The sequence below is a fragment of the Buchnera aphidicola (Nurudea yanoniella) genome, assembly GCA_039829995.1.
GTDB lineage: Bacteria > Pseudomonadota > Gammaproteobacteria > Enterobacterales > Enterobacteriaceae > Buchnera_B > Buchnera_B aphidicola_AV.
Map to the genome: position 1 here is coordinate 336,180 of CP140036.1, position 12,874 is coordinate 349,053.

Below are 12,874 nucleotides of genomic sequence, written 5' to 3' on the forward strand. Positions count from 1 at the left end.
ATTATTTCACATATTATTTAAAATTAAAAATTATAAAGTTCTTTGTATTTTTAATTTTTTAAAAACATATTTAAAAGATACTTTTATAAAAATAATTTTAAAAATTAATTTATTTTATTATATATCCAACTAAAAATATACTAGTTGAAAATAATGCAATAGAAGGACTAATAGGAATATTAAATAACATCGAAAATATTACTCCACCTGTTAACGAAATCATTCCTATTAAAATTGAAAAAAAAGCCATAATTTCAGGAGAAGAAGAAAAACTTTGTGCAGTTGCTGAAGGAATTAGTAATAATGATATAATAATTAAAGATCCTATAAATTTTATTGCAATACTAATGGTTAATGCAATTAAAAAAATTAAAATAAAATTGATTCTTTGAATGTTAATTCCATCTACTTTAGCAAGATCTGAATTAATAGTGACTAAAAGCATAAGATTCCAATACTTTAATAAAATCATAAAAATAGAAAGAGAAATACAAAATATAAGAATTAAATCATGATTATTTATTTCTAATAAATTCCCGAATAAATAATTCGTAAATTGTGCTTTTTTAACATCAGATACTATACTCATAATTATCATTCCAAGAGATAACGAACTATAACCGATAATTCCAAGAATAGTATCTAAAGACAAAGACGAATTATCGTCTAACCAATGTATAAACATGCCAAAACATAAAATTATTAAAAGAACTATATAAAATGGATGTATATTAAATAAAATAGAAAATGCAATACCTAACAGTGAAGAATGTGACAAAGTATCTCCAAATGAAGACATACGACGCCAAATTATAAACGATCCAAGAGGCCCAGAAATTAAAGTCAAAAACATACCAGCTAACCATCCAGAAAAAATTAATTCGCACATATCTTATTATATTCTCTTGATATTAAGTCTAATACGATTTTAAAAATCATGAAAATGATTATGTTTATGATGATATAAAGCTAATTTATTTTTTTCTAAGTGTCCAAAAATAGCAATAAACTTAGAATTTTTAGATATCACTTCTGGAGATCCTGAACAACAAATATGTTTGTTAAGACAAATAACTTCGTCAGTATTAAACATAACCAAGTTTAAATTATGTGACACAATTAAAATAGAACAGTTTAGTTCCCTTTTTATGTTATTGATTAATTTATAAAAAATAGTTTGACCTAATACATCAATTCCTTGAGTAGGTTCATCTAAAACTAGTAACTGAGGATTGTTTAATAACGCACGAGCTAATAGTATTTTTTGCATTTCTCCACTAGACAAATTTTTTAATAAAACATTTTGTAAATGAGTAGCATTTACACGTTCTAATATTTTTAAGGGATATTCTTTGCATTGAGAAAGATTCATAAATTTATTTACAGTTATAGGAAGAGTCGTATTAAAACTTAGTTTTTGAGGCATATATCCAATGCGGAAACTACTATTGTATAGTACTTCTCCTTTATGAGGACGCAATAATTTTAATATCACCTTAACTAAGGTAGATTTTCCTGCTCCATTAGGCCCTATCAACGTCAAAATATAATTTGATTTTAATTCTAATGAGATATTAGACAGAATTTTTACTTTATTAAATTTAACTGAGACATTTTTTACAGAAACAAATAAAGACATATTTATCAAAAAATAATATTAAATTTATCAGTTTAATATGCTATCATAAAATCTTATTTATTTAAAATAAAAAATCATAAGAGTTATTTTTAACTACAAGATATTTATTCATGTATATATGTGTGTAATTCTTACAAAAAATAAAAAATAATAAAATATTACAAATTTTTAAAAATATTACAAAAATCAGTGATAACGAAAAACTTAAAAACTGCACATTCTTAAACATTTAAAATTTAAATTTCTTTATAAAAAACAGTTTAAAAATAAATAAACAAATATAATAAAACACTTCATTAAAATATTTTTTGTTTATAATTTATAATAAATATAGGAAAAACAAAGTGTGTTATATAAACTTAAAAATATTTTTTTTATTTTTATAGAAAAATATACAAATTTAAAAAAATTTTTAACAATTATGATTTTCTTTGTAACAATTATGAATTGTAATACAAAACACAATAACATAATTAAATCTAAAAACAAATATGAAAATACAGTCAAAAAAAATAAAAAAGATGTTTATAAAAATATAATTCATAAAAAATCTATAAAAAAATTTTTTTTAAAAGAACATTATTTTCCATGTTCTCAAAAAAATAATACATCTTTTATCTTTTTAAACAATTTTTTTTCTTTAAATAAAATTTTAAAACCACTATATTCAACAAATATATTTAAAAAAAGAAATATAAATTTTTATAAATTATCAAAAAACAATATACATTATTTAATTAGTAAAAATATTTTTATGCATGGAACACAAAAATATTGCGAATACATAAGTATTAAAGGACAATTAAATACTGATTTCATAAAAAAATCTAAAAATTCTGGATTAGATATAAATGAAATTAAAAATATAATAAGTATTATCAAATATCAAATTCATTACCATCAATTAAACTTTTATAACCAATTTAGTATTCTAATTAAAAAGAATATTTTTGACGAAAAAATTTATAAAAATAAAATTATAGGATTAAAAATATATAATAGCTCTATTAATTATTATGGAATATTAGCAAAAAACGGAAAATTTTATGATCAAAAAGGATATAGCTTAATGGGAGTATTTCTTAAATTTCCAGTTTTAAAAAAATATCGAATTTCTTCAAATTTTAATCCAAATAGATTAAATCCAATAACAAAAAAAATTTCCCCACATCAAGGTGTAGATATAGCTGTACCAATAGGAACTCCCATACTTTCAATAGGAAATGGAGAAATTATAAAAACTAAATCTAGTATAGCTGCAGGAAAATACATTACCATCAAACATAACGTTCAATATACAAGTAGATATATGCATTTGAAAAAAATATTAGTAAAAGTAGGAGATATAGTAAAGAAAGGTGAAAAAATTGGATTATCCGGAAATACAGGCTATTCGACAGGCCCACATTTACATTATGAAATATGGGAAAAGAACAAAGTTGTCAATCCAGAAAAATTAATAATTTTAGAAAAATTGTCGGAAAAAGATCTTAAAACATATTTACAACTTTCAAAAAAAATATTTACTTTTCTTAAAAAACTTTAATAGACACTGTAAATTAAAAATAAAAAACCTAATATATTTTATCTAAACAATTAATTATACTTGTAAGATTCTGCTAGTATTAGTTGTTCCAATTTTTCCCATAACATCTCCTTGCGTAATAATTACTAAATTTCCATCATTTAAAAACCCTTTTTCTTTTAATAAAATAATTGCATCATTAGCGGCAGATACACCTGAATTTTTGCTATTAAAAAATATTGGAGTAACTCCACGATACAACGATGTAAGTCTTAAAGTTTTAATCTCAGAAGACAAAGCAAAAATAGGAAGTCCTGAAGTAATTCTAGACGTCATTAAAGCGGTTTTTCCTGATTTTGTCATAGTAATAATTGCTGTAATTCCTTGTAAATGATTAGCTGTATACATAGCTGACATAGCAATTGCTTCTTCAATATCATAAAATTTATCATTTAATCGATGACGAGATACGTTTATACTTGGCATCTTTTCAGCTCCTGTACAAATTTTAGACATCATTTGAATTGTTTCGATCGGATATTTTCCAGAAGCTGTTTCTGCTGATAACATTACAGCATCACTACCATCCAAAACAGCATTAGCAACATCCATAACTTCTGCTCTAGTAGGCATAGGATGAATAATCATGGATTCCATCATTTGTGTTGCTGTTATAACAACCCTATTCAATTGTCTAGCACGTCTAATCAAAATTTTTTGAACTCCAACTAATTCAGAATCTCCTATTTCTATACCTAAATCTCCTCTAGCTACCATAATAGCATCCGATGCTAATATAATATCGTCTATGATACTTTGATTAGCTACTGCTTCAGCACGTTCTATTTTTGCAATTATTTTAGCTGAACTTCCAGATTCCAAAGCCAAATTACGTGCAAGATTTAAATCTTCGCTGCAACGAGGAAAAGAAATTGCTAAATAATCTACTCCAATATTAGAAGCAATTTTTATATCTTTTTTATCTTTTTCGGTTAATGTATCAGCTGACAACCCTCCCCCTAACTTGTTAATTCCTTTATTATTAGATAACATTCCTCCTACAATTACTTGAGTAAATATTTTATTACCTATTATATTTGTTACTTTTAATTGAATTCTTCCATCATCTAACAATAAAATATCGCCTCCAGAAACATCATTTGATAATTTTTTGTAATCTACTCCTACTTGTTTTTCATTTCCTTTATTTTTATCGAAATCAACGTCCAATATGAATGTATCGTTTAAATTAAGGAAAATTTTATTTTTTTCAAATTTTGAAATTCGAATTTTAGGACCTTGTAAATCACCTAGTAACGCAATGTATACTCCTAGTTTTTTCATAATATTTTTGGCATTTTTAGCTCGAAGCTCATGTTCTTTTTGAGTACCATGAGAAAAATTTAACCTAATAACGTTAACACCAGATTTTATCATATTCTCAAGAATAGTATTATTATCTGTAGAAGGGCCCAAAGTAGCAACAATTTTAGTTCGTTTAAACTGATTTTTTATGCGTTTCATATTTGTAATATTTTATATAATTATTAAAATTAAATGTTGAATCAAATTTGTATTTAAAAAGTTTTTTATTTTTCAATAACGTTTAGATTCAAATGCACTGTTATAAAAAATTAATTTTAAATGATAAATATATCATTTCAAAAATTATTTTTATTTAGATAAAATCAAGAAATTTTATTTTTATTTGATGTAATGCTACTATACATTATTATACGTACTAAATAAATAATAATTACATTTATTCTATGCCACAAAAATTTAAAAAATCTCATATATTATCTTTTTATTTCGTAAAAACTATTTTAAATAAAATTACAATCACAGACATTGCATCACACTAAAAATGTCAATTAAAATATTCAAAACTTAAAATAACAAGGAAATAATTATGAACAATATAAATACTACATGTGATTTGGTTATATTTGGTGCAAAAGGAGATCTCTCTTGCAGAAAATTATTACCTTCTCTATATCAATTAGAAAAAAATAAAAAATTATCAAAAGATATGCGAATTATAGGTGTAGGACGAGCTCAGTGGGACAAAAAGGATTATCTAAAAATCGTTAGACAATCATTAAAAAAATTTATGAAAGAAAAAATAGAAGAAGATATATGGAAAGTATTTTCTTTTAGGTTTGAATTTTGTAATCTTGATGTAAATAATACCAATAATTTTTTTGAGTTAAAAAAAATGTTTCATGATATAAACAAATTAATTATATATTATTTTGCAATGCCACAAAACACATTTAGTGCAATTTGCAAAGGATTAAAAAAAACACGTTTAAATGTTGAACCTTCCAGAATCATAATAGAAAAACCTTTAGGATCTTCGTTGAAAACATCTAAAAAAATAAATTCTGACATTAGTAAATATTTTAAAGAAAATCAAGTTTTTCGTATTGATCACTATCTAGGAAAAGAAACAATATTAAATTTGTTAACTTTTAGATTTTCTAATTCACTTTTTTATTATAATTGGAATAATAATTTTATTGATCATGTTCAAATAACTATTTCTGAAGATATAGGAGTTGAAGGAAGAAACGAGTATTTTGACAACGCAGGTCAAATTAGAGATATGGTACAAAATCACATGTTACAAATATTAACTACTATAACGATGTCTCAACCTATTGATTTATGTTCTAATAGCATTAAAGACGAAAAGATAAAAATCTTGCAAGCATTACGTCCATTTAAAGATACCAATATCCAAGAAAAAATAATATTGGGTCAATATTCATCAAATGTTATAAATGGAAAAAAAATATCTTCATATTTAGAGGATATAGGAAAAAATTCATCTAGCAATACTGAAACATTTGTATCTATGAAAGTAAATATCGATAATAAACAATGGATTGGAGTACCATTTTATTTGCGAACAGGGAAAAGAATGCTAAAAAAACATTCAGAAATAGTTATATCTTTTAAGCATAGTTCTACTAACATCTTTAATAAAAATTATCCAAATTTACCTACAAATAAAATAATTATATTTTTACAACCAAACGAAGGAATAACCATTAAAATTTTAAACAAATTTCCAGAATTAGAATTTAACTATAAATTAAATACAATTGATTTAAATTTTAATTATGCTAAACATTTTAAATCCTTAAAGTTATTTGACGCATATGAAAGATTATTATTAGAAAGTATACGCGGAAATCATTCCTTATTTGTAAGACGAGATGAAGTAGAATTAGCTTGGAATTGGATTGATTCAATATTTGATGCTTTAAAGTTAAAAAAACAACCACTATTTTTATATCCTTCTGGAACATGGGGACCTATTTCTTCTAATGATATGCTTAAAAAAGATGGATATAATTGGAATGAGTGATAAATAACATTTCGCAATAATTGTTTATTAATGTAAAATTAAAAATTAGACATGTATTAAGAAATTAAATAATATGTTATGCATTTGTCAGCATTAAACAAGTTCTTTTATAAACTGCATAAATATAATCGCATTTCTATAGAATGCACATTGTTGATTAACAACTAAAAAATACATGTAAAATATTTTTTACTAAAAACACATTTTTATTTTAAAATATATTAATCTAAAAAATTAAATTTATAAAATTAAAGCAATTAGATATTAAAATCTTAGAAATTTACAAATTTAATTAAAGTATTAAAAAATAAAATATTTTAATTAAACACTTAAATTATAAACTATAATATATAACATTTGTACAGAAATTGTAAAAAAGTTTAAGGGAAAAATATAATGCGCATAATTCTTTTTTTATTTACTAACTTAGCAGTTATATGTGTTTTCGGCTTTATTTTAAGTATTACTGGAATTAAATCTGCAAGCATAACAGGATTACTAATTATGTCTATAATATTTGGATTTAGTGGTTCTATAATATCATTATTAATGTCAAAATGGATTGCACTACGATCTGTAAACGGACAAATAATACATTATCCTAATAATGAAACTGAAAGTTGGCTAATAAACACTGTTGAAGAACAATCTAGAAAAATAGGTATATGTACACCCGAAGTAGCAATATATCATGCTCCAAATATAAATGCATTTGCTACAGGAGCAAGACGTAATTCTGCCTTAGTTGCTGTTTCTACGGGATTATTAGATAGTATGAATAAAAGCGAAGCTGAAGCAGTCATAGCTCATGAAATTACTCATATAGCCAATGGAGATATGATTACTATGACATTATTACAAGGAATAGTAAATACCTTTGTGATTTTTGCATCTAGAATTGTTGCTCAAATAGTTTCATTTTTTCTATCAGGCGAAAAAAATGATAGTAGTTATTCAAGGGGAAATACTTGGACATACATAATATCTTCAACTGTTTTAGAGTTAATCTTCGGTATTTTTGCTAGTATAATTACTATGTGGTTTTCTAGACATCGCGAATTTTATGCTGATGCTGGATCTGCTAAATTAGTAGGAAAAAATAAAATGATCGCTGCGTTAGAAAAATTAAAATTAAGTCACGAACCTCAAGAACCTAGTAACATGATAGCATTTTGTATTAATGGAAAATCTAACCATTTTTTAAATTTATTTATGTCTCATCCATCATTAGAAAAACGCATTCATGCTTTGTATAATAGAGAATATATGTAAATAATATTTTTAAAAAATTAATGATATACATTCATTTAATTAAAAATTTTTATTGTTCATAAAAAAAGTTATCTACGAATTTTAAAAAAATATTTCGTATTTTATCAATTTTTCAAATTCTTGTAATAAAATAAATTTATAAATGTTATAAAATTTAAAAAATATATAATTAAACTTATTAAGTGTAAAATGTACTATATATCATACATACTTAAAATAATGTAATTTTTAAAAATATTTAAAAAATGAACTTTAACTTGTAATATTATATTATATTAATATATATAACTTTGATTTTTTATATAAAAAATATTCTTTACTTAAATAAAATTTAACTATAAATATTAATATGAAAATTAATTAATAAACAGAGGAAATGTTTTTGTTAAAATAATATAAAAAATGATATAATAAATTACTTATTAAAAAAAATAAATTTTGTTCTGTCCTATTATTTTACGGAGTTTCTAATGGAATTTTTTTTAGATCCGTCAATCTGGGCAGGTCTATTAACACTAATTATACTAGAAGTAGTATTAGGAATCGACAATATAATATTCATAGCTATTTTATCAGAAAAATTACCGCCACATAGACAAGATAAAGCTCGTTTAATGGGTTTGAGTTTAGCCCTTTTTATGAGATTAAGTTTACTTTCTCTTATGTCATGGATGATTACATTAAAATCCATAATTATTAGAAATTCATATTTTTCTTTTTCAGGAAGAAATTTAATATTGTTAATTGGTGGATTATTTTTATTATTTAAAGCAACCATAGAACTACATGAAAGGCTAGATAATAATATTCATAGAGATGAAAGCAATAAAAATTATGCTAGTTTTTGGACCGTAATAATTCAAATTGTTATTTTAGATGCTGTTTTTTCATTAGATTCTATTATTACCGCTGTTGGTATGATAAATAATTTACCAATTATGATGATAGCAGTAGTTATAGCTATGGCTTTAATGGTATTAGCTTCCAAACCGTTAGTAAAATTTATAAATTCACATCAAACAGTAGTAGTATTATGTTTAAGTTTTCTTTTGATGATAGGCATTGGTTTAGTATCAGAATCACTTGGATTTTTTATACCAAAAGGATATTTGTATTCTGCTATTAGTTTTTCTATTATTATAGAATTATTTAATCAAATTGCACGCCGTAACTTTATTCGACATCAATCCCGAAGACCTATGCGACAAAGAGCAGCAGAAGCAATATTAAGACTTATGATTCGAGATCCATTTAAAAATCCTGATAAAATATTAATTAAAAATAGAAAAGAAAAAAAAAATATATGTATGTCTTCTTCTCACACAGAAGAATTCAAAGAAGAAGAAAAATATATGATAAATAGTGTCTTAACGTTAGCTGCTAGATCTATCCGAAGTATTATGACTCCTAGAAGTGAAATTTCATGGGTAGATATACAACAACCAATTTCTAAAATTCGTACCCAATTACTCGATACTCCTCATAATTTATTTCCAATTTGTAAAGGACAATTAGACGAAGTAATAGGAGTTGTACGCGCTAAAGAACTACTCGTAGAAATAGAAAATAAAATTAATACAATCAAATTTTCTTCTGTGATTCCTCCAATAATCATACCAGATACTATTGATTCGATAAACTTAATTGGAGTATTAAGAAAATCTAAAGGTAGTTTAGTTATTGTTACAAATGAGTTTGGAGTGGTACAGGGTCTAATTACTCCATTAGATGTACTGGAAGCAATTGCTGGAGAATTCCCAGATGCAGATGAAACACCTGATATTATTTTTGATAAAGATGGATGGTTAGTAAAAGGTGGAACAGATTTACATTCTTTACAACAATGTTTAAATGTAAATAATTTAATTAAAGAAAAAGAAGAAAGTTATGCTTCTTTAGCTGGCTTGTTAATTTCTCAAAAAGGCAGATTACCGTTACCAGGAGAAACAATATATATTCCTCCTTTAACATTTTATATTGTAGAAGCAACACAATATCGTGTAAATTTAGTTCGAATTACAAAAGAAAAATCCCTTAAATAATGAAAATATAATTTATAATTATCACATTTTCAAAATGACAGTATATTTTAAAAAGATAAAAATCAATATGTCTAAAACTATTCTAGCATTTCATTCTTCATATTTTGATTGCTCTATTTCACTACTACATAACAATAACATTTATCATGAAAATAAAAAATGCAATCAAAATCAAACTATATATATACTTCCTATGATAAAAAATATATTAAAAATAAATTTTATTAATTTACATGAAATAAAAATTATTGCTATTTCTACAGGACCGGGGAATTTCATAGGAATAAGAACATCTATCGCTATAGCTCAAGGTTTGTCATTAGGATTAAATATTCCAATAGTCACTTTACCAGCACCATTAATTATGGCAGAACAAGTATGGAAAACACTAAATAAAAATCGAGTCCTAATGATTTCAAAAAAAAATAATCAAGATATGTATTTAGAAAAATATGTTAAAAGAGAAGAAAATTTTTGGATCAAAAAAAAATCAAAAAAAATTCTTTCTATTAAGGAAGTCCAAAAAAAGTTATCTTCTTTAAAAAAATCATGGACGATAATTGGAAATTATTCAAAACTAATTTCTAAAAATATTTATAAAAACCTTATTTTTTCCAACATTTATTCTCCAAATGCTCAATTTATTATTACTTTATATTTATCAAATAAACGTTATCAAAAAAGTAGCTTATCTTATAAAATATTTCCAAGATATTTTTAGTATCTATTTCTAATATAATTCTTTTAAAACATTAAATTACATAACTACCAAACATAAAATTATTTTTATCTATCCAGAATAAAAATTCTGGATCAACAAATATTGATATTATGAACATTTTTTATATAAATTATTTTTTCTATTTCAGTCAGGAATAATAACATTTAATTCTAAAATCGAAATATCTTTCTCTTTATGATCTAATTGAACTGAAATCATTTTAGGATCTATTTTTACATATTTACAAATTACCCGCAAAATTTCTTCTTTTAACTCAGGTAAATAATTGGGTTCATGATCTTTTTTTCTTCGCTCAGCAACAATAATTTGTAATCTTTCTTTTGCTATATTTGCAGTATGCTTTTTCCGAGATAAAAAAAAGTCTATTAGAGCCATATTTATCTCCCAAATAACCGTTTTAAAAAACTTTTTCTTTCTTTCTTGATAAATCGAAATGGAGTACTTTTTCCTAATAATCGTTTTACAGTATCACAATAAGCTTTTCCTGCATTAGAATATTTATGTAAAATTACAGACTTTCCTTGATTAGATGATTTTAAAACAGAAGAATCTTCAGGAATAACTCCAATTAATGGTATTCTTAAAATATCTACAACATCTTTTACGCTTAGCATTTCACCCTGACTAACTCTAATAGGATCATAACGAGTTAATAATAAGTGTTCTTTGATAGGATCACATTTATTTTCTGAACGTTTAGACTTCGAAGAAATAATTCCTAAAATGCGATCTGAATCTCTTATAGAAGATATTTCCGGATTCGTAGTAATTATTGCTTCATCTGCAAAATATATCGCTAAAATTGCCCCAGATTCTATTCCAGCTGGAGAATCACATAGAATAATATCAAACTGCATATCAACTAATTCACAAAAAATATTGTTAATACCTAACTTAGTTAATGAACTTTTATCTCTTGTCTGAGATGCTGGAAGAATAAATAAATTCTCAGTTCTTTTGTCTTTAATTAATGCTTGATTTAAATTTGCATCTCCATTAATTACACTTATAATATCGTATACTACTCTACGTTCACAACCCATAATTAAATCTAAATTTCGTAATCCTATATCAAAATCAATGACTATTGTTTTGTATCCTTTTTGTGCAAAACCTATTGCTAAAGCTGCACTAGAAGTAGTTTTCCCTACACCTCCTTTACCTGACGTTACGGTTATGATACGAGCCATAAATTCGTCCTTTAATTATTTTTAATTAAATTGCAAAACGTTTAATTTTTCATTTTTTATATAAATTCTTACGCTTTTCCCTATAATATCAGGAGAAAATTGATCACTTAATAAATATTTACCTGCAATAGAAATTAATTCTGCAAAAAATTTTGTACAAAATATCTGCCGTGTAATATCTCCTTGAGCACCTGCTAATACTCTTCCTCTCACGTTTCCATAAATATGAACATTACCATCTGCTATAATTTCTGCTCCTGAATTAACATTATTAATAATTATTAAATCAGAATTAATAGAATAAATTTTTTGACCAGATCTGATAGGAATAGTAATAATTTTAGTTTTCTTCCATTCATTGAAATCAAAAATATGAGAATATTTTAATTTATTTTTACTTATAGAATCAATTAATCTTTTTTCTTCTGAAATAATAGGTAATCCAGATTTTATAATGATATTTTTTAAAATATTGTTATTACAACCACTCACTCCTAGGATACGGAAACTATAAGAAAGAATTATTTTTCTTATATCATTCCAATTTTTTACATTAGATAGATCTTTCACATTAATTAATATTGGTAAATTTTTTAAAAATTCGGGAGACATATTAATTTTTTTTATTAATTCTTTATTTATTAATTCTATTGAATCAGTATGTAAATATAATACTAATATTTTAAAAATATTTTCTTTTAATTCTAATGGAACATTTTTCATTTTTTCGACACTATATTAATAAAAGATCTTTAGATTTTTTAAATAATTAAACTTATTAAACCATATTAAAAAAATAAATTTTATTAAAAGTTAAAAACATTATTTAAAAAATCATTATATTATATAAAAAAATTGTTTTTTATTTAATAAAAATCGTATTAAAGTTCCATTTTTTTATAATATTTTTATTTTTATAAAATATAAAATTTTAAAAAATTTTATATAAATATTTTATAAATAACATTATATTAAAATAAAATTTAATATTTAAAAACATTTTCATTTTTAATTAAATTAGAATAATTGCAAAATATGAAAAATACAAATAAAATAGTGTTCAGAAATATTAATTTATTTTTAAAAAA

General features: G+C 23.6%; 11 protein-coding genes. 5 read left to right on the forward strand and 6 right to left on the reverse strand.

Going from position 1 to position 12,874, the window contains the following annotated elements:
• Nucleotides 1-109: 109 nt before the first annotated feature.
• Together U0T64_01490 and znuC are read right to left on the reverse strand one after the other, a co-directional pair.
• Complete coding sequence (locus U0T64_01490; protein ID XBC41048.1) at nucleotides 110-889, reverse strand: iron chelate uptake ABC transporter family permease subunit; 780 nt, start codon at nucleotides 887-889, stop codon at nucleotides 110-112.
• A gap of 39 nt (nucleotides 890-928) precedes the next feature.
• On the reverse strand, nucleotides 929-1,639 hold the full coding sequence (gene znuC / locus U0T64_01495; protein XBC41517.1) for a zinc ABC transporter ATP-binding protein ZnuC: 711 nt from the start codon (nucleotides 1,637-1,639) through the stop codon (nucleotides 929-931).
• Nucleotides 1,640-2,081: 442 nt separating this feature from the next.
• Here znuC and U0T64_01500 point away from each other — a divergent pair, with 442 nt between their 5' ends.
• Nucleotides 2,082-3,185, forward strand: a complete 1,104-nt coding sequence (locus U0T64_01500; protein XBC41049.1) for a peptidoglycan DD-metalloendopeptidase family protein — start codon at nucleotides 2,082-2,084, stop codon at nucleotides 3,183-3,185.
• Nucleotides 3,186-3,239: 54 nt separating this feature from the next.
• Here the strand turns inward: U0T64_01500 and pyk are convergent, their stop codons facing one another.
• Nucleotides 3,240-4,679: a pyruvate kinase gene (pyk, locus tag U0T64_01505; protein XBC41518.1), complete on the reverse strand. Its 1,440-nt coding sequence runs from the start codon at nucleotides 4,677-4,679 to the stop codon at nucleotides 3,240-3,242.
• A gap of 397 nt (nucleotides 4,680-5,076) precedes the next feature.
• On the opposite strand from pyk, the gene zwf reads away from it, so the two are divergent.
• The 4 genes from zwf (at nucleotide 5,077) to tsaB (ending at nucleotide 10,575) form a co-directional block, all read left to right on the forward strand.
• Nucleotides 5,077-6,540, forward strand: coding sequence for a glucose-6-phosphate dehydrogenase (zwf, locus tag U0T64_01510; protein XBC41050.1), 1,464 nt, complete (start codon nucleotides 5,077-5,079; stop codon nucleotides 6,538-6,540).
• Between the two features lie 393 nt (nucleotides 6,541-6,933).
• Nucleotides 6,934-7,812, forward strand: coding sequence for a protease HtpX (gene htpX, locus U0T64_01515; GenBank protein XBC41519.1), 879 nt, complete (start codon nucleotides 6,934-6,936; stop codon nucleotides 7,810-7,812).
• Nucleotides 7,813-8,282: 470 nt separating this feature from the next.
• Nucleotides 8,283-9,854, forward strand: a complete 1,572-nt coding sequence (locus tag U0T64_01520) for a TerC family protein (protein XBC41051.1) — start codon at nucleotides 8,283-8,285, stop codon at nucleotides 9,852-9,854.
• Nucleotides 9,855-9,921: 67 nt separating this feature from the next.
• Complete coding sequence (gene tsaB, locus U0T64_01525; protein XBC41052.1) at nucleotides 9,922-10,575, forward strand: tRNA (adenosine(37)-N6)-threonylcarbamoyltransferase complex dimerization subunit type 1 TsaB; 654 nt, start codon at nucleotides 9,922-9,924, stop codon at nucleotides 10,573-10,575.
• Between the two features lie 144 nt (nucleotides 10,576-10,719).
• Here the strand turns inward: tsaB and minE are convergent, their stop codons facing one another.
• Genes minE through minC form a run of 3 tightly spaced genes read right to left on the reverse strand, consistent with a single transcriptional unit; the run spans nucleotide 10,720 to nucleotide 12,509 of the window.
• The gene (gene minE, locus U0T64_01530) at nucleotides 10,720-10,971 is read right to left on the reverse strand and encodes a cell division topological specificity factor MinE (GenBank protein XBC41053.1); all 252 of its coding nucleotides are present in this window, start codon (nucleotides 10,969-10,971) and stop codon (nucleotides 10,720-10,722) included.
• Nucleotides 10,972-10,973: 2 nt separating this feature from the next.
• Nucleotides 10,974-11,786: a septum site-determining protein MinD gene (gene minD, locus U0T64_01535; protein ID XBC41054.1), complete on the reverse strand. Its 813-nt coding sequence runs from the start codon at nucleotides 11,784-11,786 to the stop codon at nucleotides 10,974-10,976.
• A gap of 21 nt (nucleotides 11,787-11,807) precedes the next feature.
• Complete coding sequence (gene minC / locus U0T64_01540) at nucleotides 11,808-12,509, reverse strand: septum site-determining protein MinC (protein ID XBC41055.1); 702 nt, start codon at nucleotides 12,507-12,509, stop codon at nucleotides 11,808-11,810.
• Nucleotides 12,510-12,874: the final 365 nt, after the last annotated feature.

Coding starts and splice junctions, on each gene's coding strand:
- U0T64_01490 (XBC41048.1), bottom strand. CDS start 889: ATGTGCGAATTAATTTTTTCTGGATGGTTAGCTGGTATGTTTTTGACT.
- znuC (XBC41517.1), bottom strand. CDS start 1,639: ATGTCTTTATTTGTTTCTGTAAAAAATGTCTCAGTTAAATTTAATAAA.
- U0T64_01500 (XBC41049.1), top strand. CDS start 2,082: ATGAATTGTAATACAAAACACAATAACATAATTAAATCTAAAAACAAA.
- zwf (XBC41050.1), top strand. CDS start 5,077: ATGAACAATATAAATACTACATGTGATTTGGTTATATTTGGTGCAAAA.
- U0T64_01520 (XBC41051.1), top strand. CDS start 8,283: ATGGAATTTTTTTTAGATCCGTCAATCTGGGCAGGTCTATTAACACTA.
- tsaB (XBC41052.1), top strand. CDS start 9,922: ATGTCTAAAACTATTCTAGCATTTCATTCTTCATATTTTGATTGCTCT.
- minE (XBC41053.1), bottom strand. CDS start 10,971: ATGGCTCTAATAGACTTTTTTTTATCTCGGAAAAAGCATACTGCAAAT.
- minD (XBC41054.1), bottom strand. CDS start 11,786: ATGGCTCGTATCATAACCGTAACGTCAGGTAAAGGAGGTGTAGGGAAA.
- minC (XBC41055.1), bottom strand. CDS start 12,509: ATGAAAAATGTTCCATTAGAATTAAAAGAAAATATTTTTAAAATATTA.